Source organism: Salinicola halophilus (assembly GCF_003206155.1).
GTDB lineage: Bacteria > Pseudomonadota > Gammaproteobacteria > Pseudomonadales > Halomonadaceae > Salinicola > Salinicola halophilus.
Genome location: NZ_PZJV01000001.1, coordinates 1,533,025 through 1,559,312 on the forward strand (window position 1 = coordinate 1,533,025; position 26,288 = coordinate 1,559,312).

General features: G+C 66.0%; 28 protein-coding genes. 19 read left to right on the top strand and 9 right to left on the bottom strand.

Going from position 1 to position 26,288, the window contains the following annotated elements:
* Positions 1–72: 72 nt before the first annotated feature.
* The 3 genes from rpmG to radC all read right to left on the bottom strand — a co-directional run bounded on the left by rpmG (position 73) and on the right by radC (position 1,385).
* The gene (gene rpmG / locus DOM33_RS06880) at positions 73–228 is read right to left on the bottom strand and encodes a 50S ribosomal protein L33 (RefSeq protein ID WP_110667034.1); all 156 of its coding nucleotides are present in this window, start codon (positions 226–228) and stop codon (positions 73–75) included.
* A 15-nt stretch (positions 229–243) separates the two neighbouring features.
* Positions 244–477, bottom strand: a complete 234-nt coding sequence (gene rpmB / locus DOM33_RS06885) for a 50S ribosomal protein L28 (RefSeq protein WP_110667036.1) — start codon at positions 475–477, stop codon at positions 244–246.
* A gap of 233 nt (positions 478–710) precedes the next feature.
* Positions 711–1,385 carry a RadC family protein gene (gene radC, locus DOM33_RS06890; protein WP_110667605.1) on the bottom strand — a complete coding sequence of 225 codons (675 nt, stop codon included), beginning with the start codon at positions 1,383–1,385 and terminating at the stop codon, positions 711–713.
* Positions 1,386–1,572: 187 nt separating this feature from the next.
* Here radC and DOM33_RS06895 point away from each other — a divergent pair, with 187 nt between their 5' ends.
* The 9 genes from DOM33_RS06895 to DOM33_RS06935 all read left to right on the top strand — a co-directional run bounded on the left by DOM33_RS06895 (position 1,573) and on the right by DOM33_RS06935 (position 10,931).
* Positions 1,573–2,274 (top strand): GntR family transcriptional regulator, encoded by a 702-nt coding sequence (locus DOM33_RS06895; RefSeq protein ID WP_110667038.1) that lies wholly within the window; start codon positions 1,573–1,575, stop codon positions 2,272–2,274.
* A gap of 53 nt (positions 2,275–2,327) precedes the next feature.
* Positions 2,328–3,539 carry a D-mannonate dehydratase ManD gene (gene manD, locus DOM33_RS06900; RefSeq protein ID WP_110667040.1) on the top strand — a complete coding sequence of 404 codons (1,212 nt, stop codon included), beginning with the start codon at positions 2,328–2,330 and terminating at the stop codon, positions 3,537–3,539.
* 102 nt (positions 3,540–3,641) lie between these two features.
* Positions 3,642–4,661, top strand: a complete 1,020-nt coding sequence (locus DOM33_RS06905) for a Zn-dependent oxidoreductase (protein ID WP_110667042.1) — start codon at positions 3,642–3,644, stop codon at positions 4,659–4,661.
* A gap of 83 nt (positions 4,662–4,744) precedes the next feature.
* Complete coding sequence (locus DOM33_RS06910; RefSeq protein ID WP_110667044.1) at positions 4,745–5,728, top strand: TRAP transporter substrate-binding protein; 984 nt, start codon at positions 4,745–4,747, stop codon at positions 5,726–5,728.
* 58 nt (positions 5,729–5,786) lie between these two features.
* A complete protein-coding gene (locus tag DOM33_RS06915) occupies positions 5,787–6,422 on the top strand; it encodes a TRAP transporter small permease (RefSeq protein WP_110667046.1) in 636 nt (211 codons plus the stop codon).
* Positions 6,422–7,702 carry a TRAP transporter large permease gene (locus DOM33_RS06920; protein ID WP_110667048.1) on the top strand — a complete coding sequence of 427 codons (1,281 nt, stop codon included), beginning with the start codon at positions 6,422–6,424 and terminating at the stop codon, positions 7,700–7,702. Before DOM33_RS06915 ends, DOM33_RS06920 begins: the two co-directional genes overlap by 1 nt.
* A gap of 3 nt (positions 7,703–7,705) precedes the next feature.
* Positions 7,706–9,199: a mannitol dehydrogenase family protein gene (locus tag DOM33_RS06925; RefSeq protein ID WP_110667049.1), complete on the top strand. Its 1,494-nt coding sequence runs from the start codon at positions 7,706–7,708 to the stop codon at positions 9,197–9,199.
* A 2-nt stretch (positions 9,200–9,201) separates the two neighbouring features.
* Positions 9,202–10,383, top strand: coding sequence for a mannonate dehydratase (gene uxuA, locus DOM33_RS06930; RefSeq protein WP_110667051.1), 1,182 nt, complete (start codon positions 9,202–9,204; stop codon positions 10,381–10,383).
* 146 nt (positions 10,384–10,529) lie between these two features.
* The gene (locus DOM33_RS06935; protein ID WP_110667053.1) at positions 10,530–10,931 is read left to right on the top strand and encodes a hypothetical protein; all 402 of its coding nucleotides are present in this window, start codon (positions 10,530–10,532) and stop codon (positions 10,929–10,931) included.
* A 38-nt stretch (positions 10,932–10,969) separates the two neighbouring features.
* Here the strand turns inward: DOM33_RS06935 and DOM33_RS06940 are convergent, their stop codons facing one another.
* A complete protein-coding gene (locus tag DOM33_RS06940) occupies positions 10,970–11,878 on the bottom strand; it encodes a LysR family transcriptional regulator (RefSeq protein WP_110667055.1) in 909 nt (302 codons plus the stop codon).
* 124 nt (positions 11,879–12,002) lie between these two features.
* On the opposite strand from DOM33_RS06940, the gene DOM33_RS06945 reads away from it, so the two are divergent.
* The 8 genes from DOM33_RS06945 (at position 12,003) to slmA (ending at position 19,925) form a co-directional block, all read left to right on the top strand.
* Positions 12,003–13,196, top strand: coding sequence for an MFS transporter (locus DOM33_RS06945; protein WP_204352619.1), 1,194 nt, complete (start codon positions 12,003–12,005; stop codon positions 13,194–13,196).
* A gap of 97 nt (positions 13,197–13,293) precedes the next feature.
* Positions 13,294–14,220: an EthD domain-containing protein gene (locus tag DOM33_RS06950; RefSeq protein ID WP_110667057.1), complete on the top strand. Its 927-nt coding sequence runs from the start codon at positions 13,294–13,296 to the stop codon at positions 14,218–14,220.
* Between the two features lie 75 nt (positions 14,221–14,295).
* A complete protein-coding gene (gene coaBC, locus DOM33_RS06955; protein ID WP_110667059.1) occupies positions 14,296–15,603 on the top strand; it encodes a bifunctional phosphopantothenoylcysteine decarboxylase/phosphopantothenate--cysteine ligase CoaBC in 1,308 nt (435 codons plus the stop codon).
* Positions 15,604–15,691: 88 nt separating this feature from the next.
* Positions 15,692–16,192 carry a dUTP diphosphatase gene (dut, locus tag DOM33_RS06960; RefSeq protein ID WP_110667061.1) on the top strand — a complete coding sequence of 167 codons (501 nt, stop codon included), beginning with the start codon at positions 15,692–15,694 and terminating at the stop codon, positions 16,190–16,192.
* A 76-nt stretch (positions 16,193–16,268) separates the two neighbouring features.
* Complete coding sequence (locus DOM33_RS06965; RefSeq protein WP_110667063.1) at positions 16,269–16,805, top strand: YaeQ family protein; 537 nt, start codon at positions 16,269–16,271, stop codon at positions 16,803–16,805.
* Positions 16,806–16,867: 62 nt separating this feature from the next.
* Positions 16,868–18,289: a phosphomannomutase/phosphoglucomutase gene (locus DOM33_RS06970; protein WP_110667065.1), complete on the top strand. Its 1,422-nt coding sequence runs from the start codon at positions 16,868–16,870 to the stop codon at positions 18,287–18,289.
* 59 nt (positions 18,290–18,348) lie between these two features.
* Positions 18,349–19,263: an acetylglutamate kinase gene (argB, locus tag DOM33_RS06975; protein ID WP_110667067.1), complete on the top strand. Its 915-nt coding sequence runs from the start codon at positions 18,349–18,351 to the stop codon at positions 19,261–19,263.
* Positions 19,264–19,316: 53 nt separating this feature from the next.
* Entirely contained in the window at positions 19,317–19,925 is a 609-nt protein-coding gene (gene slmA / locus DOM33_RS06980) for a nucleoid occlusion factor SlmA (protein WP_110667069.1), read from the top strand.
* Positions 19,926–20,050: 125 nt separating this feature from the next.
* Here the strand turns inward: slmA and rpoH are convergent, their stop codons facing one another.
* From rpoH to ftsY, 4 genes are all read right to left on the bottom strand, one after another.
* Entirely contained in the window at positions 20,051–20,917 is an 867-nt protein-coding gene (gene rpoH, locus DOM33_RS06985; protein WP_110667072.1) for an RNA polymerase sigma factor RpoH, read from the bottom strand.
* A 291-nt stretch (positions 20,918–21,208) separates the two neighbouring features.
* Positions 21,209–22,192, bottom strand: coding sequence for a permease-like cell division protein FtsX (gene ftsX, locus DOM33_RS06990; protein ID WP_110667074.1), 984 nt, complete (start codon positions 22,190–22,192; stop codon positions 21,209–21,211).
* Positions 22,189–22,857 (bottom strand): cell division ATP-binding protein FtsE, encoded by a 669-nt coding sequence (gene ftsE / locus DOM33_RS06995; RefSeq protein WP_110667076.1) that lies wholly within the window; start codon positions 22,855–22,857, stop codon positions 22,189–22,191. Before ftsE ends, ftsX begins: the two co-directional genes overlap by 4 nt.
* Positions 22,854–24,488 carry a signal recognition particle-docking protein FtsY gene (ftsY, locus tag DOM33_RS07000; RefSeq protein WP_110667078.1) on the bottom strand — a complete coding sequence of 545 codons (1,635 nt, stop codon included), beginning with the start codon at positions 24,486–24,488 and terminating at the stop codon, positions 22,854–22,856. The genes ftsE and ftsY overlap by 4 nt, the downstream gene beginning before the upstream one ends.
* Positions 24,489–24,615: 127 nt before the next feature.
* On the opposite strand from ftsY, the gene rsmD reads away from it, so the two are divergent.
* Together rsmD and DOM33_RS07010 are read left to right on the top strand one after the other, a co-directional pair.
* On the top strand, positions 24,616–25,284 hold the full coding sequence (gene rsmD, locus DOM33_RS07005) for a 16S rRNA (guanine(966)-N(2))-methyltransferase RsmD (protein ID WP_110667081.1): 669 nt from the start codon (positions 24,616–24,618) through the stop codon (positions 25,282–25,284).
* 201 nt (positions 25,285–25,485) lie between these two features.
* Positions 25,486–25,737 carry a cell division protein ZapB gene (locus DOM33_RS07010; RefSeq protein ID WP_110667083.1) on the top strand — a complete coding sequence of 84 codons (252 nt, stop codon included), beginning with the start codon at positions 25,486–25,488 and terminating at the stop codon, positions 25,735–25,737.
* A 54-nt stretch (positions 25,738–25,791) separates the two neighbouring features.
* Here the strand turns inward: DOM33_RS07010 and DOM33_RS07015 are convergent, their stop codons facing one another.
* Positions 25,792–26,280, bottom strand: coding sequence for a GNAT family N-acetyltransferase (locus DOM33_RS07015; protein ID WP_239495281.1), 489 nt, complete (start codon positions 26,278–26,280; stop codon positions 25,792–25,794).
* Positions 26,281–26,288: the final 8 nt, after the last annotated feature.

A 26,288-nucleotide genomic window follows, 5' to 3' on the forward strand; every position in this document is an offset into this window, starting at 1 on the left:
TTCGAACGGTCAGAAACGCAAAAACCCGGCCAGGACCGGGTTTTTCGACATGCGCTAGAGGCAATCACCAGATCACTTGATCTTGGATTCCTTGTACATGACGTGCTTGCGAACGACCGGATCGTACTTCTTGAATTCCAGCTTGTCCGGGGTATTACGCTTGTTCTTTGCCGTGGTGTAGAAGTGGCCCGTACCGGCGCTCGACACCATCTTGATCTTGTCACGCATCTCTAGACTCCTTGATTACTTGGCGTCGCGCTTGCGAATGTCGCCGAGCACCGCTTCGATGCCCTTCTTGTCGATGATGCGCATGCCCTTGGAGGAGATACGCAGCTTGACGAAACGTTTTTCGGACTCGACCCAGAAACGATGCGTATGCAGGTTGGGAACGAAACGACGACGCGTCTTGCGCTGAGAGTGCGAGACGTTATTACCAGTCACCGGACGCTTACCGGTAACCTGACAAACTTGGGACATGGAAGCCTCCGACCACTGGCGGGTTGTGCATCAGATCGGGCAAACCACGCGGCGACTTGTCTCTGATGTAGCCGCTCGTTGCTAGCGTCTAGATCGTCGCGCGGGCCGGCATCCGCCTTCTGCCCTGATTCAAAGGGCGTACTTTATACCAGAGGGGTCGTACCCCCGCAAGTTTCAGCCCGATTTTTGCCCTGAAATCGGCAGAATTCGCCGAGATTGCCACGCAGCCTTTCTCAAAGCCAGCCGCGTTCGGCGAAAGAGGATACCTCGCCGTCACCGATGACGAAATGATCCAGCACCCGAATGTCGAACAGGCCGAGGGCTTCGCGCAGCCGCTCGGTGATCCGACGATCGGCGTCGCTCGGCTCGGCCACCCCCGAAGGGTGGTTGTGCGCGAAGATGACGGCGCCGGCGTTGCGGGCGAGCGCCTTTCTCGCCACCTCGCGGGGGTAGACCGACGCGCTGTCGAGCGTGCCCTCGAAGAGGATCTCGAAGCGAATCACCCGGTGCTGGCTATCGAGGAAGAGTACCGCGAAGACCTCGTGCTGTAGATGGCGAAGCTGCGCGCTCAGGAACTGGCGTACCAGCGCCGGTGAGGTCATCGGGGCGTCGCGTTCGAGCAGGCTCCCTAGATGACGCCGGGAGAGTTCCAGCGTTGCCTGCAGCTGCACGTAAGTCGCCTCGCCCAGGCCGTGTTCGGCACAGAAGCGCTGACGGTCGGCCTCGAGCAGTGGCCGCAGGCCACCGAAGCTCGTCAGCAGATCGCGTGCCAGATCCACCGCGGAGCGCCCCTTCACGCCCACGCGCAGAAAGATCGCCAGCAGCTCGGCGTCCGAGAGTGCCGAGGACCCCAGCGTCATCAGTTTTTCTCGTGGCCGCTCCCCCTCCGGCCAGTCACGTATTCCCATGATCGTCTGCCTCGTCGCTGGACTTTCGTCGCGCCCGCCCGTCATGCCCCATGACGGCACGCACTACTCCTTCCCCGAGACATCGGCGGATGGCTGTCGATCTGTTACACGATCTAGGCCCAAAGTCGAATCGCCAAGCTCGCCGAGATCACTACCATACTAGCCAGACAAGAAGCGGGAGCTCGAGTTGACCGAAACCCTACAGAGCCTCTGGCAAGCCGCGGATGACGGCCCCGTGCGCCATCGCCTCTACGTGACCCTGCGCCAGGCCATCATTCGACTGATGCTCGCCCCCGGTCAGGCGCTCTCGGAGAAGGAGGTCGCCGATGCCTTCGACGTCAGTCGCCAGCCGGTGCGCGAGGCATTCATTCGTCTGTCGGAAGCGGGGCTGGTCGAAGTGCGACCGCAGCGCGGCACCTTCGTGGTCAAGATTTCGCCCCAGGCGGTCTACAGCGCGCGCTTCGTCCGCGAGTCGATCGAAGTCGCCGTGGCCAAGTCGGCCGCCGAGGTAGGGCTCTCCGAGCGCGGCCTCGATGCCCTCACCGAGCTGGTCGAGCGCCAGCGACGCACCATTGCCAGCGGTGACTACGACCGCTTCTACGTGCTCGACGAGGCGTTTCACCAGACGCTGTCACGGGAAGCCGGGCACGACGCCGCCTGGCGCTTCACCGAGGAGGTCAAGGCGCACTTCGACCGCGTCCGCTATATCAGCGTGCCCGACGGCACACCCCTGCAGACGCTGACCGAGCAGCACCACGAGATCGTCGAGGCGATCGCCGCGCGCGACCCCGAACGAGCCGAGCGCGCAGTCAAGACGCATCTGCGCGAACTACTCACCGCGCTACCGCGCCTGATCGAGCGCCACCCCGACCTGTTCGATCGCCGCTGAAACCGGGCGGCCGAATCGACGTACCACTCAAGCCTGGAGGGCTGGAAACTGCCATGAAGATCACCGATGCCCGCGTCATCGTCACCTCCCCGGGGCGCAATTTCGTCACCCTGAAGATCGTCACCGAGTCCGGCATTCACGGTATCGGCGACGCCACTCTCAATGGGCGCGAACTGGCCGTCTCGAGCTATCTCGAGGAACACGTCGTACCGGCACTGATCGGCCGTGACGCCAGCCGTATCGAGGACACCTGGCAGTACCTCTACCGCGGGGCCTACTGGCGCCGCGGCCCGGTGACCATGAGCGCGATCAGCGCGGTCGACATGGCGCTTTGGGACATCAAGGCCAAGGCCGCCAACATGCCGCTGTATCAGCTGCTAGGCGGCAAGAGCCGGGAGCGCGTGATGACCTACGCCCACTGCACCGGCAAGGACATCGAGAGCTGCCTGGAAGAGGTCGGCCGCCACGTCGAGATGGGCTACAAGGCGGTACGCGTACAGGCCGGCGTACCGGGTATCGAAACAATCTACGGTGTCGCCAAGCGCGAGGGCGAGCGCTACGAACCGGCAGATGCCGAGCTGCCCGCCGAACACGTCTGGAGCACGGAGAAGTATCTCAACCACGTGCCCAAGCTCTTCGCCGCCGTGCGTGAGCGTTTCGGCCATGACCTGCACCTGCTTCATGACGTCCACCATCGACTCACGCCGATCGAGGCGGCACGTCTCGGCAAGGCCGTGGAGCCTTATCACCTCTTCTGGCTGGAGGACTGCGTCCCCGCCGAGAACCAAGAGAGCCTGCGGCTGATCCGCGAGCACACCACGACGCCGCTGGCCATCGGCGAGGTGTTCAACTCGATCCACGACTGCCGCGAGATGATCCAGAACCAGTGGATCGACTACATCCGCACCCCGCTCACCCACGGCGGCGGCATCACCCACGTGCGCCGGATCGCCGATTTCGCCTCGCTCTACCACGTGCGCACCGGCTTCCACGGGCCGACGGATCTCTCGCCGGTATGTCTCGGCGCGGCGATCCATTTCGACACCTGGGTGCCCAACTTCGGCATTCAGGAGCACATGCCCCATGACGCGCTGACCGACTCGGTCTTCCCCCACGACTATCGCTTCGAGGACGGCCACTTCCTGGTCGGCGAATCCCCCGGGCACGGCGTCGATATCGACGAGGAAGCCGCCGCTCGCTACCCGTTCAAGCGCGCCAGCCTGCCGGTCAACCGGCTCGAGGACGGCACGCTCTGGCACTGGTGATATCGCACTGGTGATGTGGAACCGAAGAGACCGCGAGACGCGCCCACCGGCGCGCGATGAAGCGAAGCGCCGGTGACGGCGACACTTTCAGGAGAGAGATCGATGCAAGCCTTTCAAGTCAGCGCCCCGCACGCCTTCGCGGTCGAGGATCGGCCCGCGCCGAGCGCCGCTCCAGGCGAAGTGGTGGTCGACGTCGCCTTCGCCGGCATCTGCGGCTCGGACATGCACATCATTCACGGCGACAACGCCTTCGTGCAGTTCCCGCGCATCACCGGTCACGAGTTCGCCGGCGTCATCAGCGCGGTCGGCGCCGGCGTGGATGGCGGTCGCATCGGCGAACGGGTCTGCGTCGACCCGGTGGTCGCCTGCGGCAAGTGCTACCCCTGCCGCATCGGCCGACCCAACGTCTGCAGCGCGATGCAAGTGATCGGCGTTCATCGCAGCGGCGGCTTCGCCGAGCAGGTCAACGTGCCCGCCGGCAACGCCCACCGGATTCCGGATTCGCTGGATCTCGACGCCGCCGCCCTGGTCGAGCCCTACTCCATCGCCGCCAACGTGCTCTCGCGCATGGAGCCGCAGCCGGGCGACCGCCTGCTGGTGATCGGCGCCGGGGTCATCGGGTTGACCGTGCTGCAGATGGCTCGCGCCATCGGCATCGAAGAGGTCATCGTCACCGACATCATCGACGAACGTCTGGCCACCGCCCGCGAGCTCGGCGCTAGCCACGTCATCAACGGCCGCGAGACGGATCTGGAAACGGCAGTGCAGGAAGCGACCGCTGGCGAGGGTATCCCGCTGATCGCCGATGCCGCCTGCATTCCCGCCATGCTGCCCGCGATGCTTCGCATGGCGTGCCCCGCCGGGCGCATCGGCCTGCTCGGCTTCAGCCCGACGCCGAGCGACCTGATCCAGCTCGAAGTGATCAAGAAGGAGCTGACGCTGATCGGCTCGCGACTCAATAACCGCAAATTTCCGGAGGTGATCGAGCACATCGCCGCCGGCCGGCTCGACCCCAAGGCGCTGATCAGCCATCGCGTCGCGCTGGGAGAGATGCCGTCCGCGATCGAACTGCTCGACAACCACCCGGAAAAGGCGCGCAAGGTGCTGGTGCAGGTCGGTTGATTCCGACGTCCCGACATCTCTCGCCACCCGCGCGGCACAAGACGTAAAACGCCGCGTTATTTCAACGACAGGAGTCTTACGCCATGTTCTCCACCCCGACTCTCAAGCAGCTACTGACGGGCGCTGCCATCGGTGTCGCCCTCGCCGGCAGCCAGGCCGTGTTCGCCGCCGACTACACACTCAAGTTCGGCCACCTGGCCAACGAGCAGAACATCTGGAACAAGGCCGCGCTCAAGTTCAAGGAGCTCGTCGAGGCCGACTCCGACGGTCAGATCGAGGTCCAGGTCTTTCCCAATGAGCAGCTCGGCAACGAGATGGACGTCATCAACAGTATCCAGCTCGGCACCGCCGATATGACGATCACCGGCGAGAGCCTGCAGAACTGGGCGCCCAAGGCGGCGATGATGGCCGTACCCTATCTGTTCCGCGACGAGGATCACCTGCGCCAGGCGGTGGAGGGCGATATCGGCGACGAGATCGAACAGCAGATCACCGAGCGCACCGGGCTGGTACCGCTGACCTGGTTCGAGCGTGGTCCCCGCGAGCTCACCTCCAACCGGTCGATCAAGACGCCGGAGGATCTCGACGGCATTCGCCTGCGTGTCCCCAACGTGCCGCTGTTCGTCGACACCTGGGAAGCGCTCGGCGCCCGCCCGACGCCGATGGCCTTCAGCGAAGTGTTCACTTCACTGCAGCAGAACACCATCGAAGCCCAGGAGAACCCGCTCAGCCTGATCGAGAGCGCCAGCCTCAGCGAAGTGCAGCAGTACGTGAACATGACCGACCACGTGCGCAGCTGGATCTACGTGGTGATCGGCAAACAGAAGCTCGAGTCGATGCCGGACGACCTGCAGAGCGTGGTGCGCGACGCCGCCGCCGAGATGCAGACCTACGAGGCCGAGCTCTTCACCGAAGACCAGCAGCGCCTGAAGCAGTCGCTGCAGGACAAGGGCATGGAGTTCGTCGAAGTGGACCAGGCGGCTTTCGCCGAGAAGGCCGAGCCTGCGGTTCTCGACGCGCTCGACGACGAGCAGAGCGCACTCTACGAGCGTATCAAGGCGCTCTGATCCGGCACCGGGGGCGACCCGCCTCCGGCTCCTCCCTCACTTTCGTTCGGAGCTTGCCATGTCGAATCCCAAAGTGGATGTCGCCTCGAGCGGCACGGTCAAGGCGACCGACGCTGCCTCGCCGCCTGCCGATGTCTCGACGGACATCGAAGAGTCCCTCGAGGTGCTGACGCGGATACCGCGGCTCGGCGGGCCGCTCGGCAAGCTCGCCGATGCGCTCGACCGGCTGCTGCTGGTACTGGGAATCGTCGCCCTCATCGCGCTGTCGCTGACGGTGCTGCTGCAGGTCGCCTCGCGCCTGTTCCTGCCCATCACGATCTCCTGGACCGAAGAGCTCACCCGCTACTGCTTCATCTACATGGTGTCGCTGGGCGCCGGCGTGGTCCTGCACCGGCATCGCAACGTCAACGTCGAGCTCTTCCATGGGCGCCTCACGCATCGCGGGCGGGCGCTCTATCTGATCGTGATCTCGCTGATCACCCTCGGTTTCGTCCTCATGGTGCTGCCCAACGCCTGGCAGTTCGCCCAGATCGGCGCTTTCCAGACCTCGCCGACGCTGCGCATCCCCATGGTCTACATCTTCTACTCCTCGGTGCTGCTGTTCGCCTCGCTGGCCTTCTACGCCGCGATCTGCACGCTCGAAGGGGTTCTGGCCCTGGTTCGTCCGGCTCCCCACGCCCGGAGTGAGAGCTAATGGAAATCGCCGTTCTCTTCGTCACCTTTCTGGTGCTGCTGCTGATCGGACTGCCGATCGCCTTCTGCCTGGGCGTATCGTCGGTGGCCTATCTGCTGCTCAGCGACATCTCGCTGACCATCGTGCCCCAGCGCATGTTCTCCGGCATCGACTCCTTCGTGCTGCTCTGCATCCCCGGCTTCGTGATGGCCGGCAACCTGATGAACGTGGGCAACATCACCCAGCACATCGTGCGCTTCTCCAACGCCCTGGTGGGACACATCCGCGGCGGGCTCGGGCTTGCCAACGTCGGCGGCTCGATGATCTTCAGCGGCATTTCCGGTACCGCCGTGGCGGACGCCGCCAGCATCGGCTCGGTGATGATCCCGGGCATGTCGAAGGCGGGCTACGACAAGCCGTTCGCCGCCGCCGTCACCGCCGCTTCTTCCACCATCGGCCCGATCATTCCGCCGAGCGTACCGATGATCATCGTCGGCTCGCTGTCGGGTATCTCGGTGGGCCGGATGTTCCTCGCCGGCGCCCTGCCGGGGCTGCTCCTGGGCGTGGCGATGATGGTCACCGCCTACTGGCTGGCGGTGAAGCGCGGCTATCCCAAGGAGAAGCGGGCCACCTTCAAGGAACTGCTCACCGAAGGCCGCAGCGCGTTCTGGGCGCTGATGATGACCTTCATCATCCTCTACGGGATCATCGGCGGGCTCTTCACGCCGACGGAAGCCTCCATCGTCGCCAGTCTCTACGCCCTGCTGGTCGGCACCTTCGTCTACAAGGGGATCAACTGGCGCAATCTCGGCGGCATCTTCTCCGATACCGTCGTCACCTCGGCGGCGCTGATGCTGCTGGTGGGGCTGGCCAACCTGTTCGGCTGGATTCTCACCAGCCAGCAGATTCCGCAGCTGATCGCCGACGCCATTCTGGGCTTCAGCGACAACCCCATCGTGGTGATCCTGATTCTCAACGTCATCCTGCTCTGCGTCGGGGCGTTCATGGAGACCATCGCCGCGCTGATCATCCTCTTCCCGGCGCTGCTGGGTGTCGCCACCGGCATCGGCATGGATCCGATCCATTTCGGCGTGATGGCGGTGCTCAACCTGATGATCGGCCTGACCACGCCGCCGGTCGGCGTCTGCCTGTTCGTCGTGTCGAGCATCGGCAAGCTGCCCATGCTGCGGGTGGCGAAAGCGATCGTGCCGTTTCTGATCTGCAACCTGATCGTGCTGATGCTGGTCGCCTTCGTGCCGGCGCTCTCGCTCTGGCTGCCCAACCTCTTGATGGGAAGCTGAACCATGTCGACCCAACGGCCCCCTCACGTCACACCCGAACCCGCGCTCGTCACGCCGTCCGGCATCGGTATCGTGCATCTCGGCCTCGGCGCCTTTCACCGCGCCCACCAGGCGGTCTACCTACAGGCATGCCTCAACCGCCTGGGCGGCGGGCACGGCGACGCCTGGGGGATTTCGAGCGCCAACCTCCGTTCCAACCGCGCGCTGGTCGATCAGCTGCGCGCGAGCGACTGCCGTTACCGCGTGGCCGAGTTCCGCGACAGCGATCACGTCACGCTCAGAGAGATCACCGCCATTCGCGAGGCCCTCTACGCCGGTCCGGACGGCGACGACCGCGAGACGCTGCTTGCCCGCATGAGCGAAGCCAATGTGCGCATCGTCACGCTCACCGTCACCGAGAAGGGCTACTTCCTCAACCCGGCCAGCGGCGAGCTTTTGACCGACGCCGAACCGGTCCGCCACGACATCACCGCGCCGCACGCGCCGCATACCGCGCCGGGCATGCTGGTGGAAGCGCTCGCCCGCCGCCGCGAGGCCGGCACGCCGGCGTTCACCGTGCTCTGCTGCGACAACATGCCGGAGAACGGTCGGCGCACGCGCCACGCCGTGGTGTCGCTGGCACGCCACCGTGACCCGGCGCTGGCCGAGTGGATCGAAGCCAAGGTGGCGTTCCCCTCGAGCATGGTCGATCGCATCGTCCCCGCGATGACCGATGCCGACCGTGAGCGCCTGGCGCAGATCGGCGTCGATGAGCCCGCCGCCGTGGTGGGCGAAGCGTTTCGCCAGTGGGTGATCGAGGAGAACTTCCCCCAGGGCCGCCCCGACTGGGCCGCGGACGGCGTGGAGATAGTCGACGACGTCACCCCGTTCGAGACGATGAAGCTTCGCCTGCTCAACGGCGCCCACTCGCTGCTCGCCTACGTCGGCACCCTGGCCGGCCTCGAGACGGTCGACGAGACGATGGCGCACCCGGCGTTTCGCACGCTGCTCGAGCGCTACTGGCAGCGCGAGGCGGCCCCGACCCTCGAGTTGCCCGCGGGCACCGACGTGGAGGCCTACACCCAGCGGCTGCTGGCGCGCTTTCGCAACGACAGCCTGCGCCATCGGCTGATCCAGATCGCCATGGACGGCTCGCAGAAGCTGCCCCAGCGCTGGCTCGCCGGCGCAGAGGCGCGCCTAGCCGCGGGCGAAGAAGCGCCGCTGACGGCCTTCGGCGTCGCCGCCTGGATTCGCTTCACCCAAGGGACCAACCTCGCCGGCACGCCGCACACGATCAGCGATCCCTTGAGCGAGACTTTCGCCGCGCTGCATAACCGCCACACCGACGACCCAGCGGCGCTGACGCAGGCGTTTCTGGCACTCGACGAGGTCTTTCCCGCGGGGCTGGCGCGCGATGCCCGTTTCCGCGAACGCGTCACATTCTGCCTGGAACACCTCGAGCAACACGGCGTCGCGACGACGATCGATGCCATCGTCCACGACCCGCGGGAGTCTTGAGTATGGAAGCGACCTGGCGCTGGTTCGGCCCCGCCGACCCGATCACCCTCGCCGAGATTCGTCAGGCCGGGGCGACCGGCATCGTCACCGCGCTGCACGACATTCCCAACGGCGTGGTCTGGCCGACCGAGGCAATCCTCGAGCGTAAACGCCAGATCGAGGCGGCCGGTCTGCGCTGGTCGGTGGTCGAGAGCGTGCCGGTGGCTGAATCGATCAAACAGGGAGTGCCGGAAGCCGAACGCCACCTCGAGAACTACCGCCAGACGCTCGCCAACCTCGGCGCCTGCGGGCTGACGGTGGTCTGCTACAACTTCATGCCGATCCTCGACTGGACGCGCACCGATCTGGCCTGGCCGCTTCCCGGCGGCGGCACGGCGCTGCGCTTCGATCAGACGGCGCTTGCCGCCTTTGATCTCCATCTGCTCGAACGCGACGGCGCCGAGGCCGACTACAGCGATGCCGAGCGAGAGGCGGCCGCGCGCTATCTCGAGACCCTCGATGCCGGTGCCCGCCAGCGCCTGATCGACACGCTCATCGCCGGTCTCCCCGGTACCGAGGAGCACTACACCCTGGCGGACTTTCGCCAGGCGCTGACGGCGTATCGCGATATCGACGCCGAGCGGCTACACGCCAACCTGGCGGGTTTTCTGCGTGCGGTGGTGCCCGCCGCCGAAGCGGCCGGCGTGCGCCTGGCGATCCACCCCGACGATCCGCCGCGGGCGCTGCTCGGTCTGCCTCGCGTCGTCTCCACGGCGGCGGACGTGCAGAGAATCTTCGACGCCGTACCGAGCCCTGCCAACGGCCTCACCTTCTGCACCGGCTCCTTCGGCGTTCGCGCCGACAACGACCTGGTGGCAATGGCCGAGCGCTTCGCTTCGCGGGTGCACTTCGTCCACCTGCGGGCGACGCGGCGCGAGGCCGATCCGATGAGTTTCCACGAGGCCGAGCATCTCGACGGCGACGTCGACATGGTCGGCGTGATCGCCGCGCTGATCCACGAGGAGCGCCGACGCCGAGCCGACGGCCGGGAGGCGCATCGCCTGCCGATGCGTCCGGACCACGGTCATCACCTGCTCGACGATCTCAAGCGGGAGAGCCGCCCGGGCTATCCGCTGATTGGCCGACTCAAGGGGCTGGCAGAGCTGCGCGGGGTCGAGCACGCCGTGGCGCGTCTGCTGGCCTGAGCGCTCTGCCAGAAAAGTGTGACGCCGACGCGCATCCGAATTGCGGTCGGCGGTCTACGCTCAGTGAAGGGATTCGCCCTGCCCGTGAGGGTCGTCTTTGACGGCCGTCACGCGATTTGTTGCCAACCTCTCCGGGAGTGCGCCACATGCCGACCGCGACATCACCGAAAACCGCCAATAACCGCGCCCTGCTGGGCTTCTGCCTGGCGGCGAGCCTCGCCGCTCTGACCGGCGCCACCGCCACGACCGCCGCCGCAGCGGAGGGCGAACGCCTCAGCGGCGCCGACATCCGCCAGGAGGTGTGGGGGAATCGGGTTCAAGGGGCGATGGCCAGCGGCCAGCGCTACGACGAGGTCTACCGCGAAGACGGCACCATCGAGGGTGACGGCTATACCGGCCAGGCCACCGTCGTCGATGACCGCATGTGCTTCGACTATGGCGACGGCGAGCCGACCTGCTACGGCGTGCGCCGGGACGGCGAGGCGAGCATCGAGTGGCTCGACGGTGACGAGGTCGTCGGCGAGGGCGAACTCAGCGACGCCGACTGACGGCGAGAGGCCGGGACAGCGCCCGCCGCCAACCTCGTTCAGTCGATTCGCAGCCGTTCGCCCAGCCAGCGAATGCCGGCGTTGATCTTGGGGTTCAACTGTCGACCGCGCTGCCACAGCAGATGCAGGTCGAGGCCGGGCGAACGGTACGCGGGCAGGATCTCGACCAGCTCACCGCTTTCCAGCTCGCGCTCGATCAGCCAGGTCGCGAGCTGGGCCACGCCGAATCCCGCCTTGACCGTGCTCACCTGCGCTTCGGCACTGCCGAGCACCATCCGTCCTCGCATCACCCGGTGTTCGATCCCCCCGTCGCCGGTTTTCAACCGCCACGGCGTGGTCGCCCCGTCCGCCCTGCCGTAGAGAATGGCGTCTCGAGCCGGCAGATCGTCAATGCTTTCGACGCCCCGATGCCGCTCGACGTAGCTCGGAGCGGCGCAGAGTATCAACGACTCCGTTCCCAGATGACGAAACCCCAGCGCCTCCGACGGCTGTCGGAAGGTGCCGATGCGCACGGCGATGTCCACGCCCTCTTCCACCAGATCGACGAAGCGGTCCGAGAAGACGACCTGCGGCTCGATGCCCGGGTGGTGATCGCAGAATGCCAGCAGTGACGGCATCACCTGCATCCGGCCGAACGTCGCGGGCAGATTGATCGTCAGGCGACCCACCGGATCGGAACCGTCCGCGGCGAGGATCGACTCGGCATCGGCAAGCTCTGCCAGCACCCGAGTGCAGGTCGCGTAGAACCCCGCCCCGGCATCGGTCAGCACCAGCCGGCGGGTGGTACGCGCGAACAGACGCGTCTCCAGTCGCGCTTCCAGCCGCCCCACGCTCTTGCTGATCGCCGAGGTGGTCAGATTCAGACGCGCCGCCGCCGCCGTGAAGCTACCCAGGTCGGCGGCCGTAACGAACGTCTCGATTCCTTTCAAACGCTCCGACGACACCATGACACGCCTCCGATTGTGGACTCAGATTCCACTATCCTGTGAAAAAACTCCGCAGTACAGATTCTATTTCCAGCGTTAGGCTAGGCGCCATCCAATCTCCCCTAGCCATTCGCTGGAGTCTCTCGTGTCCTCGACCTCTTCTTCTCCCGCCGACCGGGCGGACGCCCCCGCCGGCCGCGGACTGTCGATCCTGCTGCTCGCGATCTCGGCGTTCGTGATCGTGACTACCGAGTTCGTCATCGTCGGCCTGCTGCCGTCACTGGCTCGCGACCTCGACGTGTCGATCTCGACGGCGGGTCAGCTCGTCACGCTCTTCGCGTTCACGGTCATGCTCTTCGGGCCGATACTCACGAGCCTGGTGTCGCACTTCGATCGTAAACGGCTATTCGTGGCCATCCTGGTACTGTTCGCCGCGGCCAACACCCTGGCGGCGCTCTCCAGCAACCTGTGGGTACTGGCGATCGCGCGTATCATCCCTGCTCTGGCGCTACCCGTGTTCTGGGGCACCGCCAGCGAGACCGCGGCCAGCATCGCCGGCCCCGATCGCGCCGGCAAGGCGGTCTCCAATGTCTATCTGGGTATCGCCGGCGCGATGGTGCTGGGAATCCCGCTGGGTACGCTGGCCACGGGCGTCATCGGCTGGCGCGGCACCTTCTTCGCCCTGGCTTTGCTCTCCTTGCTGATGGCTGTCCTGCTGCAGATCGTCATGCCGACGCTGGAGCGTCCTTCGCGACTGCGCCTGAAAGAGCAGGCCAGCATCCTCAAGAGCCCGTTCTTTCTCGCCAATCTCGCCCTTTCCGTCGTCGTCTTCACCGCCATGTTCACCGCCTACACCTATCTCGCCGATCTACTCGAGCGACTGGCGGGCATTCCGTCGGACCAGGTGGGCTGGTGGCTGATGGGCTTCGGCGTCACCGGACTGTTCGGTAACTGGCTGGGCGGACAGTTCGTCGAGCGCGCGCCCCTGCGGGTGACCTTCATCGGCGTGGTGGCGCTGGCGATCGCCATCGCGGCGACCGTATCGGTGGCCGACCACCCGCTGCTGCTGGCCATCGCCATCGTCTTCTGGGGCATCGCCAATACCGCGCTCTATCCCATCTGCCAGGTTCGCGTCATGCAGGCCGCCACGCATGCCCAGGCGCTGGCCGGCACGCTGAACGTCTCCATGGCCAATGCAGGCATCGGCCTGGGGGCTATCATTGGTGGGGCGGTCATCGAGCGTTTCGGCATGGTAAGCCTCGGCATGGTCGCCGCGGCGATCGCCCTGCTCGCGGCCGTGGCCATCCCGTTCATCCGCCGCTTGGGTCGCCAGGCGTGACCCGGCGACGGCCGGGAAATCGAGACCGGCGCTGCCGGTCTCGATCTCAATCGCACGTTCGCGTGCACGCTATTTCATGAATGACGGAGTCGAAGGAATGACGACAGCATCCGATCAGCGCGACTTTTCCGAGCGCGACGCCAACATCGCCATCAACACCTATACCACCGTGCTGCGACGCACGCGGGTGCCGCACGAGCTGTTCGCGACCTACTGGCGCGACGTTCACGGCCCGCTCTGCTCTCGCCTGCCGGGGTTGGCCTGGTACGTCCAGACGCACCTCGACCGAGAGCAGGACGACCACCTCTGGCCCGCCGTCGAGGGCATCACCGCCTTCCCGGACTACGTGCTGGATGGCGGCGTGGAGATCGGCTTCGCCTCCGAGCAGGACCAGCAGACCTTCATGGACGCCTGCCACCTGCTGTTCGCCGACGAACAGAACATGTTCGAGGAGACGATCGCCTACTCGCTGCCCAACGGTTCGACCACGCTGGTCGATCGCGTCGCCGATGCCACGCCGAACGGCGACGACGGCCTGGACCGCATGCACGTGCATCTGGGTGCCGCCCATGGCGACGTCGACACCTTCGCAAGCTACATTCGCGACGAGCTGGGATCGGCGCTGGCGCAGGAGTCGGCGCTGCTGAAAGTGCGGGTGCATACGCCAGAGCGCTACGACAACGACAACCCGGCCCCGCCGGCGCCGGACGTCAATCACCAGGTGCCCGACGAGCGCAAGCTGGTCGCCGTGCTGGAGCTGGCATTCGAATCGCCTCTCGAGCGTCGCGCCTTCTTCGAGTCCGAGGCGTTCAAGCGGCTCGAGAACGGGTTGAAGACGCACGTCGCCCATGCGACCGCCTTCGCCGTCAGCGGCACTTACGTCTACGTTCGCGACCGGCAGATGACGCTGGCCGGCCTTCGCGGCAGCCGCCCGGCACAGCTGATCGGCAAGCTCGGCGCCAACAACCAGCTCATGCCCGAGGTCCAGACGCTGATGAAGCACGGCAAGCTCGACAGCGACTGATCGCGACCCGGCACGCGCTACGCAACCGTCAGTGCGGGTGATAAGGTTGGGGCCCGTTTTTCAGGACCCGCGATCATGTCGACCTCACTGTTCGGAAAGCGCGTGCTGCTCGGTATCAGCGCGGGCATCGCCGCCTACAAGAGTGCTCACCTCGCACGCCTGCTGAAAAAGACGGGCTGCGAGGTGCGTGTGGTCATGACCGAGGGTGCCCAGGCCTTCATTACGCCGCTGACCCTGCAGGCGCTGACCGGCGAGCCGGTGCGCACCTCACTGCTCGACACCGAGGCGGAAGCCGGCATGGGTCACATCGAGCTGGCCAAGTGGGCGGATGTCATCCTGATCGCCCCGGCCACCGCCGATCTGATGGCGCGACTCGCCCACGGTCACGCCGACGACCTGCTCACCACGCTCTGCCTCGCCACCGAGGCGCGCTGCATCATGGCGCCAGCAATGAATCAGGCGATGTGGCGCCATCCAGCGACCCTTGCCAACGCCGAAAGGCTCGAGTCCTTCGGATGGACGCTGCTGGGCCCGGACGCCGGCGACCAGGCCTGCGGCGACGTCGGCCCGGGGCGCATGCTCGAACCGGAAGCGATTCTCTCAGGGCTCGAAGAGACCCAGGCATCAGGCCCCGATGCGCTTCATGGCGGCTCTTTCCCCACCGAACCTATCCCAACGACACCGGCGACCGAACCTCTCTCACCGACACCGGCGACCGAGCCCCGCGACCTCGCCGGCAAGCGAGTGGTGATCACCGCCGGGCCGACGCGGGAAGCGCTCGACCCGGTTCGCTATCTCTCCAATCACAGCTCGGGGAAGATGGGCTACGCCCTCGCCACGGTCTGCGCCGCTCGGGGCGCCCGGGTCACGCTGGTGAGCGGACCGGTCGCGCTCGCCACCCCCGCCGGCGTCGAGCGCGTCGATGTGCTCTCGGCAGTGGAAATGCTCGAGGCCGTCGAGTCGGCGCTGCCCTGTGACATCTTCATCGGCTGCGCCGCGGTGGCGGACTATCGCGCCGCCGAGGTGAGCTCGCAGAAGCTCAAGAAAGGCGACGGCGATACGGGCCTGACGCTCACGCTGACGCGCAACCCGGACATCGTTGCCACGGTCGCCGCCCGCGCCGAGCGCCCCTTTACCGTCGGCTTCGCCGCGGAGACGCAGTCGCTGGAAACCCACGCCGCCGACAAGCTCGCGCGCAAGCGTCTCGACCTGATCGTCGCCAACGACGTCACTCTCGCCGGTGCCGGTTTCGGCAGCGACGACAATGCCGCCACGCTCTTCTGGCCCGGCGAGGGGGAGACCCACCGCGAGACGGTATCGCTTCGCGGCAAGGCCGAGCTCGCCGCTCTCGTCATCGATCGCATCATCGAGCGGCTCGACTGAGCTCGCCGGCTTGCGAGCAGTGATAAGCTAGGGCGCTTCCCGACCCGGCGCTCTCCTGCCGGTGAACTCAAGTTTCAGGATCACGTGCATGTCATCGCCTCTTTCCTCCAGCCCTTCCACCACCGCGTCCTCCGTCCCGCGTCGCCTCTCGGTCAGGATTCTCGACGAGCGCGTTCATGACTACCCGCTGCCGCACTATGCCACCGACGGCAGTGCGGGCATGGATCTGCGGGCGCTGCTCGATGCGCCGTTGACGCTGGCCCCCGGCGAGACCGAGCTGGTGCGCACGGGGCTTGCGATCCACATTGCCGACCCGACGCTTGCCGGAGTCGTGCTGCCGCGCTCGGGGCTCGGGCACAAGCACGGCATCGTGCTGGGCAATCTGGTCGGGCTGATCGACTCCGACTACCAGGGCGAGCTGATGATCTCGGTGTGGAACCGTGGGCGCGAGGCGTTCACCCTCGAGCCCGGCGAACGCCTGGCGCAGTACGTGCTGGTGCCGGTGGTGCAGGCGGAACTGGAGATCGTCGAGTCATTCGACGAAAGCGCGCGTGCGGGCGGCGGTTTCGGTCACTCCGGACGCCAATGAATCAATCGACCCGACGCGCGAGCGCCGGCATCGCGGACGGGCCTCTTCCGGCCCGCCGATAACTCAGGAGAGTCACGTGGCGCTGGGCGCAACCATCTACAAGGCAAAGCTCGACATCAGCGATCTCGAGCGCCACTACTATGCCGAGCACGCGCTGACCATCGCCTGCCACCCGTCGGAGACCGATCTACGCCTGAGCGCGCGGCTGCTGGCCTTCATGGCCAACGCCGATGAAGCGCTGACAATGACGCGCGGACTCAGCAGCGACGACGAGCCGGATCTCTGGCGCCACGCCCCGGATGGCCATATCGCGTGCTGGATCGAGCTCGGCGAACCCTCGCTCAAGCGCATCAAGCAGGGACTATCGCGGGCGGATCGCGTCATCGTCTATGCCTATACGGCTCGCAGTGCCGAGCAGTGGTGGAAAAAGCTGGGCGACGACGTCCGCGCTCTCTCTCGGGTGACGGTGTGGTATCTACCGGAAACGACACTCCAGTCGCTTGCCGCCCTGATGGAGCGCCACATGCGTCTCGGCGCGACGCTGATGGAGGGCGAATGGCTGATCACCGACGGCCGCGAATCCGTGACGCTCACGCCCGAGCGCTGGACCTGACGGGCCACGCAAGGTCGCATGGTCCACGAGACTTTCCGATTCCTGATTATTAGGAGCGATCGATGACCGATACGTCTGCCACACCGCCCGCTTCGGTGCCACCCGCGTCGATCTTCCGCGCCTACGACATACGCGGCATCGTCGACGAGACGCTGACGGAGAGCGGGGTCGAAGCGATCGGCCGTGCCATCGGCAGCGAAGCCGCCGAGCGGGGCGAGCGTGCCGTGGTAGTGGCCCGGGACGGCCGCCACTCCGGACCGGCCTTGAGCGCGGCACTCATTCGCGGCCTGCGCGCCGCCGGGCGGGACGTGATCGATATCGGCCGCGTACCGACGCCGGTGCTCTACTTCGCCACCGCCACGCTCGATGACACTGCCAGCGGGGTCATGGTCACCGGCAGCCACAATCCGCCGAACTACAACGGCCTGAAGGTCGTGCTCGGCGGCGCTGCGATCTCGGGTGACGCGATCACGGCACTCTACGAGCGCATCCGTCACGACGACTTCAGCCACGGCGAGGGGACGCTCGAGCCGCGTGACATTCGCCCAGCCTATCTCGAACGCATCCTCGGGGACGTCACTCTCGACACGCGCCACCGCTCGCGCCCGCTCAAGGCGGTGGTCGACTGCGGCAACGGTGTCGCCGGCGAACTCGGACCGCGCCTGATCGAGGCGCTGGGCGTGGAGACGATCCCGCTGTTTGCCGAGATCGACGGCGACTTCCCCAACCATCATCCGGACCCGGGCAAGCCCGAAAACCTCGTCGACCTGATCGCCGAGGTGAAAGCGACCGGCGCCGACATCGGCCTGGCTTTCGACGGCGACGGCGATCGCGTCGGCGTGGTGACGTCGACGGGCGAGATCGTCTATCCCGACCGGTTGCTGATGGCGTTCGCCACCGACCTGCTCGAGCGCGACCCGGGCGCACGGGTGGTCTTCGACATCAAGTGCACCGGCAATCTCGCGCAGATCATCGAACGCGCCGGCGGCGAGCCGGAGATGTGGCGTACCGGGCACTCGCTGATCAAGGCCCGCATGAAGGAGACCGGCGCCCAGCTCGGCGGCGAGATGAGCGGCCACATCTTCATCAAAGAGCGCTGGTATGGCTTCGACGACGGACTCTACGCCGCCGCCCGGCTTCTTGAGATTCTCTCGCGCCAACCCGACGACGCCGATACCTATTTCGCCGCTTTCCCGCAGGACCCGGGCACCCCGGAGCTCAACGTCGAGGTCAGCGACGACGCCAAGTTCGGACTCGTCGAGCGCCTCGCCGAGACGGGGGATTTCGGCGAGGGCGTGCGTACCACCCTCGACGGCATCCGCGTCGACTATGCCGACGGCTGGGGGCTCTGCCGCGCCTCCAACACTACGCCGGCACTGGTACTGCGCTTCGAGGGCAAGAACGCCACGTCGCTCGAACGGGTGCAGCAGCGCTTTCGCACCGCCCTGCTCGGCGTGCTGCCGGACGCCCATCTACCCTTTTGAATCCCGATCGGCTCGAGGCGACGCCGACCCAACCACGCAATCACCGGAGCCGCGACGACATGAGCGCAAGCCCCCGCGATCCACGCCAGGTAGTGGAAATTCTCTCCGAAGCGCTGCCCTACATTCAGCGCTATTCGGGCAAGACGGTGGTGGTCAAGTATGGCGGCAACGCCATGACCGAGGACCGTCTGATCGACTCTTTCGCCCGCGACATGGTGTTGATGAAGGAGGTCGGCATCAATCCGGTGGTCGTCCACGGCGGCGGACCGCAGATCGGTCAGCTGCTCGAGCGGCTCAACATCGAGTCGCGCTTCGTCAACGGCATGCGAGTGACCGACGCCGAGACGATGGACGTGGTCGAGATGGTGCTCGGCGGACTGGTCAACAAGAGCATCGTCAACCAGATCAACCAGTGCGGCGGCAAGGCGATCGGCCTCACCGGCAAGGACAACGCCCAGATCCGGGCCCGCCAGCTCAAGGTGGAGCAGCGCACGCCGGAGATGACCGCCTCCGAGATCATCGACATCGGCCACGTCGGCGAGGTAGAGCACATCTCCACCGATCTGATCGAGATGCTCGCCGAGCGCGACTTCATTCCGGTGATCGCACCGATCGGCGTCGATGCCAAGGGCCACAGCTACAACATCAACGCTGATCTCGTCGCCGGCAAGGTCGCCGAGGCACTCTCCGCGGAGAAGCTGATGCTCTTGACCAATGTCGCGGGACTGCAAGACGGCGACGGTAACGTGATGACCGGCCTTACCACCGAACAGGTCGATGCGCTGATCAGTGACGGCACCATCTACGGTGGCATGCTGCCGAAGATTCGCTGCGCACTGGAAGCGGTCAAGGGCGGCGTCGGCAGCGCCGTCATCGTCGATGGCCGCGTGGTTCACTCCACGCTACTCGAGATATTCACCGATGCCGGGGTCGGCACCCAGATCACCGACCAACCCTTGCATGAGGCGCCCTGAAGCCAATCCCCGCGCCCTTCACAACAAAACGATCCGACAAAAAAGACGACGCCATGACGCAGGCAACGCCCCCACCCTCTCGTCGCGAGCAGATTCTTCAGGCGCTCGCCATGATGCTCGAAGAAGACAGCGGCAAACGCATCACCACCGCCGCGCTGGCCCGTCAGGTCGGCGTCAGCGAGGCGGCGCTCTACCGCCACTTTCCGAGCAAGGCACGGATGTTCGAGGCGCTGATCGAGTTCATCGAGACGAGTCTGTTCGAACGCATTAGGCGCATCCTCGACGACGCGCCGGACGCCGCGACTCGCTGCCAGACGATCGTCCAACTGACGCTCACCTTCGCCGAAAAGAATCCCGGCCTCAGCCGGCTGATGGACGGTGACGTTCTCACGGGTGAAACCGAGCGCCTGAGAAAGCGCATGTCGCAGCTCTTCGAACGCCTCGAAACGCAGTTCAAGCAGATTCTCCGCGAGGCCGAACCGCGGGAGGGGCTTCGTCCCAGCGCGCCGCCCACGGCGGCGGCCAACCTGCTGGCGGCGTTCGTCGAAGGGCGGATCAGCCAGTACGTGCGAAGCGACTTTCGTCATGCCCCCACGGCACACTGGGAAGATCAGTGGTCGCTGCTCGCGGATGCCCTTCTGACGGCACCGGCGAATCGTTGAGGTCGCGTTGACGACTGGCGCCACCCTGCTGCCATAAAAAAGCCCGGCACGAAGCCGGGCTTTTCTGTATGCGGCAAGAGGCGGTTCGATGGAGATTGAACCGCCTTCTTGCAGGTGATGCGAGATCAGGCGGCGATCGTGTCGCCGAGCTGCTGCTTGATCTTGTTCATCGCGTTCTTCTCGAGCTGGCGAATACGTTCGGCGGAGACGCCGTAGACATCCGCGAGCTCGTGAAGCGTCGACTTGGTCTCGGCCAGCCAGCGTCGCTGCAGGATATCCTGCGAGCGCTCGTCGAGCGTGGAGAGCGCGTTGCGCAAACGGCGCGTATAGTCCGCTTCCCAGTCATCGGCTTCGAGCTGTGCCGCAGGATCGAAGCTGTGATCCTCGAGATACTGCGCCGGCGCCTGGTAGGCCTGCTCGTCGTCGTCGCCGGGGCTGGCGTCGTAGCCGGCATCGAAGGCCGAAAGTCGACCTTCCATGTCGCGAACCACGGTGGGCTTGACGTCCAGATCCTTGGCGATGGCGTCGACTTCGTCGTTGTTGAGCCACGCCAGACGCTTCTTGGCGCTACGCAGATTGAAGAAGAGCTTACGCTGCGCCTTGGTGGTAGCGATCTTCACGATGCGCCAGTTACGCAGCACGTACTCGTGAATCTCGGCCTTGATCCAGTGCACCGCGAAGGAGACCAGGCGCACGCCTTGATAAGGGTCGAAGCGCTTGACCGCTTTCATCAGCCCGACGTTGCCTTCCTGGATCAGGTCCGCCTGCGGCAGACCGTAGCCCGAGTAGCTGCGTGCGATGTGAACGACGAAGCGCAGATGCGACATGATCAAACGGCGTGCCGCTTCCAAATCGTCCTCTTCGCGCAGCCGTACGCCCAAGTCGTGCTCTTCGTCGGCCGTCAATACGGGGATACCGTTGACCGCTTGAATATAGCCGTTGAGATCGTGCCCCGGCGAAAGATTCCCCAAGGCCTGAAGACTGGTGCTCATGTGCAATGTCTCCGTAAACATCGGTCCGTCGATTCGAGAGAGCAGAGCTTCCATCCCGTTTCGCGACCTTCGGCGTGCGCTTGGCACGCCTCGAGTGACGACGACTGCCGTCGATGACCGTGACTCTCGTAGCAAGTCACTCTTGAAAAGTCCTTATAGGACCCTAAGTCTAGACAAAGGTTCAAGCCTTTATCCAGCCGGTGATTGGTTCGACCGGGCTATGGCTGCCATCGATCGGGGCTATTGGCAGCCAGTCCGCGCGCGACCGATCTCGATGGGTCGGCACCTACCCTAGCGGGGTCTGATGTCCGCCAGATGACGCCCCACCGCCAGCCAGGCGCCCAACCAACCGAGAATTGTACTAAAAACCAGCAGTAAAGCCGAGTGTCCGAGTCCCAGAGACGGTAGCGTGAAATGCGCCCCGTAGCTCTCGGCAAGGGCCGCCACAGGCGAGGCGAGCCAGCGACCGCCAAGTGCTAGAATTCCCAGCGCCAGCACTCCGCCGCCCAGACCGTACCAGGCCCCGCTGTAAAGAAACGGTCGGCGCACGAAGGCGTGCGTCGCCCCGATCAGCGTAACCACCTCGATCTCCTGACGTCGGCTCTCCACCGCCAACCTCACCGTATTGCCCACGACCAGCAGCACGCCGAGACCGAACAGCAGCGCCAACGCCATCGCGACACGCCTGCCAACCTCGGCGAGCTGCTGCAGGCGGTCGAGCCAGGCCAGATCGAGTCTCACCTCATCGACGCCGGCCACGTTCTCGAGTCGGTCGCTCAGCGCCTCGACTGCCGCTGGCGCCGGTGACACCGGGGTGACGACGACGCTCGCCGGCAGCGGGTTGGCATCGAGCTGGGTGAGCGCATCGTCGACGCCGAGCGCCTGCTGAAAATCGGCCAGCCCCTCGGCCGCCGTCACCAGCCGCGTGCCACCGACGCCTTGCGTACTGCCGATTTCGCCGGCGAGCGCCATTGCGCGCGACTCGTCGACGTCATCGGCGAAATAGACCGTGAGCGTCGCGCTTTCATCCAGCTCGGCATCGAGCAGACGCGCGCTGTCCAGCGCGATCCAGAGCCCGGCGGGCAGAATCAGCGCGATGGCGATGGCAAGCAGCGTCAGCAGGGTCGCCACCGGGTGGCGAACCAGCCGCAGTGCGCTGTCGCCGAGCATGGCGCGGTGATGACGCAACCACGCTCGTCCGCTCTGGCTGCCGCTACGCTGGGCTTTGCGCGCGCCACTGGGGGCGCGGCGATTGGCGCTGTCGCGTTGGCTCATGCCGCACTCCCGTCTCTAACCAGCCGGCCTTCGCTCAGCTTGATGACGCGGTGGCGTAGACGCGCGATCAATGCCAGATCGTGGCTTGCGATCAGCACCGTGGTGCCGATGCGATTGAAGTCCTCGAACAGGCGCATGATGTCTGCAGAAAGCTGTGGATCGAGGTTACCGGTGGGCTCGTCCGCCAGCAGCAGCGCCGGCTTGTTGACCACCGCGCGGGCGATACCCACGCGCTGCTGCTCGCCGGTGGAGAGTTCGATCGGCAGTGCTCGCTCACGGTGCAGCAGACCCACCTTGTCCAGCGCCGCCCGCACGCGTCGCGCCGCCTCGTGCGGCTCGAGGCCCTGGATGGTCAGCGGCAGTGCCACGTTGGCGAAGATGTCGCGATCGAAGAGCAGCTGGTGATCCTGGAACACCACACCGATCTGGCGCCGGTAGTACGGCACCTGACTCAGGTGGAGCCGGTCGAGGTCGTGTCCAGCGACCAGCACTCGACCGCGGGATGGCTTTTCCAGGCGCATGATCAGGCGCAGCAGCGAGCTCTTGCCCGCGCCCGAATGCCCCGTCAGGAAGACCATCTCGCCGCGGTCGACACGAAAATCGATATCGGCGAGCGCCTCGAAGCGCCCGCCGTAGCGTTTACCGACGTGCTCGAAGGCGATCATGACTCGGCGTCGTCGTCCCGCGAGAACAGCGCTCGAACGAAGGTGTCCGAATCGAACGGTCGAAGGTCGTCGAGCGTCTCGCCGACGCCGATGAAGCGAATCGGAATGTTCATCTTCTTCGCCAGCGCGAAGATGATGCCACCCTTGGCGGTACCGTCGAGTTTGGTCAGCGTGATGCCGGTGACCGGGATCGCCTCGTCGAACGTCGTCGCCTGGGAGATGGCGTTCTGACCGGTACCCGCGTCGAGCACCAGCATCACTTCGTGAGGGGCAGCGGCATCGAGCTTGGCCATCACGCGCTGCACTTTCTTGAGCTCCTCCATGAGGTGACTCTTGTTGTGCAGCCGCCCCGCGGTATCGGCGATCAGCACGTCGACATTGCGAGCTCGCGCCGCGGCCAGGGCGTCGTAGATGACCGAAGCGCTGTCCGCGCCGGTGTGCTGGGCGATGACCGGTACGTGGTTACGCTCACCCCACACCTTGAGCTGCTCGACGGCAGCGGCACGGAAAGTGTCGCCAGCGGCAAGCATCACGCTGCGCCCTTCATTCTGGAAACGCTGGGTCAGCTTGCCGATGGTGGTGGTCTTGCCCACGCCGTTGACGCCGACCATCAGGATCACGAAGGGTCCCTCGCCCTTGGGCGGCAGCGTCAGCGGCTGGGTGACCGGCTCGAGCAGCGCGGCGAGCTCTTCCTGCAGCGCGCGATACAGCGCATCGGCATCGGCGAGCTCCTTGCGCGACACGCGATCGGTCAGACGACCGATGATCTCGGTGGTCGCCTCGATCCCCACGTCGGCCATCAGCAGCTGAGTCTCGAGCTCCTCGATCATGTCATCGTCGATCTGCTTCTTGCCCAGCAGCAGTTCGGCGATACCGTCGGTGAGGTTGGCACGCGTGCGGCCCAGCCCCGCCTTCACGCGTGCCATCCAGCCGCCCTTCTTGGGCTTCTCCTGCGTCGCGGGCGGCGTAGGCGCGACCTCCGCCGGCGGGGTATCGACCGGCGCCGGCGCGTCAGTCCGTACGTCAGGCTCTGGCTCTAGCGCTGGCTCGAGCTTGGTCTCGGGCCCGGGCTCGATTCGCGTCTCGGATTCGCCGCGATCGACCGGCTCGGCGGGGACCGGCGGCACGTCTCGAGTCGCCGCGTCTTCCGGCGCCCGCGCCGCAGCGCCGGTCTCTTCGGGTGGCGGAGTCACGTCGGTGGCGAGTTCGCTGGCACGAGTCTGCCCCGCTGGCGTCTCGTCGACCGCCGACGCCGCGGACTCCGGCGGCAGCGGCTCGCTCAGCGCCTGCTCGGCGGCCGTCTGCTCGATCGCCTCGGGCGTATAGTCGACTGCCGCCGAGCGTTCCGGATCGAAGGCGTCGACCGACGCTTTGGCGGGATCGATCTCCTCGACCGCCGCCGAGGTGTCGGGCTCGCCCGTTTCGGCCACGACGGCATCACGCTCATTCGCGTCATGCTCGACCGCGGCTTGCTCATTCGCGCCAGGCTGCGCGGTCGCGTCGGCGGCGTCTTCGTCAGGCGTCGATTCGCCGGCGGATGCCGCCGCGCGTTCGGCCGCCTCCGCTTCCTCGCGGCGGCGCGCCTCCTCCTTTTCCTGCTGCTTCTTGCGGCTCTTGAATAGTCCGAACATGAATGACTTCGCTACTGGCGGGCCGGGACCAGGCAAGTGAAACTGCCCGCCGCCGCGGCCTTGGAGAATATCGATATCGAGGGCTCATCCTATCACCGGCACGAGAGCGGGGGTACAATCGCGCGCCATGAATCGACGCCGCTCAAACCGCGCTAGACCGCGCCCCCCGTCCTCGACTGCCGGCCCACGCCAGACGACTGCGCCTCGCGGTGGCGGCGAACTTCGTATCATCGGCGGGGAACACCGCAGCCGGCGGCTGCCGGTGCTGCAGAGCCCTGGGCTGCGCCCGACGCCGGATCGAGTGCGGGAAACGCTGTTCAACTGGCTGGCCTTCGAGCTGGTCGGTCGCCGCGCGCTGGATCTTTACGCGGGAACAGGTGCACTGGGGCTGGAAGCGCTGTCCCGCGGTGTGGCGGAGGTCGTCTTCGTCGAATCGCAGCCGCCGGTGGCAGCGGCGATCGAGGAGAATCTGGCGCGGCTGCACCTCTCAGCGCACGTCGAGCGCGCCGACGTCTCGGACTATCTCTCGGCGGCGCCCCCCGCGGCGACCATGCGGCCCTTCGATCTGGTCTTTCTCGATCCGCCGTTTCGTCAGGAGCTCGCGGCGAGCACCTGCGAGCAGTTGGAACGTCATGGCTGGCTCGCCGACGAGGCATTCATCTACGTCGAGAGCGAGCAGCCGCTTGAGTGGTCGCCACCGGCGAACTGGTCGCTCTATCGTGACGTGCGAGCCGGCGACAGCCACGGCAGGCTCTTTCGCCGACTCGCCAGGGAGCACGCCGACGAGGCGCGATGAGCCCCGTGCCGCACCGCGGCCAGATCACGACGGCGCATCGCCACGCTTGTCCGTCCGGGCGGCGCCACGTAATCTGGCCGCCAACCGTCGCGGAGCGCCATCCGGCCTAGCGTGCGTCGGATTCAATACCCATTCATCCTGCCGCTGGTACGTCGACGTGGACGAGCCGGCGGCGTGTCATCCCCGATCAAGGAGCCCGTCATGAACGGTGAAGTCTTCGCCCAGCTAGAGCAGAAAATCCAGAACGCCGTCGATAGCATCGAGATGCTGAAGATGGAAAACGAGGAGCTGAAAGCGGAGAACGCCCGCTTTCGCAGTGAACGCGAAGAGTGGGAACAGCGCCTGAGCGGCCTGCTCAACACCCTGCAGTCGCTGGACACGGCGGACAGCGGCGCAAGCCAGCCGGCAGCCCCGGGTGCCCCCACCGGCAACCCGCACGAGAACGCTTACTGAGCTTCCGACACGCGCTTTGGCAAGACGGCCGGCGGGTCACTCCCCGCCGGCCGTTCATTGCGTGAGATCACAGGACATCAGCACGGCGTCCTCGCCGCTGCCGTCCTCACGGCGATAATAGCCCCGCCGTCGGCCATCGACCTCGAAACCGCAGCGCCGGTAGAGCGCCTGCGCCGCATGATTGGCCGCCCTCACTTCCAGCAGCATCCTTTCGCTGCCATGCGCCGCTGCCTGCGCTTTCAAGGCTGCCAGCACCCCCGCCGCCAAACCCTGTCGTCGGTAGTTCGGTGACACGCTGATCGACTGCAGCTCGGCGTCGAAGGGTAGCCAGGCGACGATCGCCACCGCGCCCAACTCGCCGTCGACAGAGAGCCCCCAGACCACCTGATCGCTATCGATGAGTGCAGTTTCGAGCAGCACCGAGGACCAGGCGTCGGGGTTGGCGCGGGCCTCGAACGCCGTTATCGCGGCCAGATCGGTGGCGCCTAACTGGCGCATGCGGGCGTTAGCGGGCAACGGGGGAAGCTCGGGTGGCAGAGTCATGACTGGCG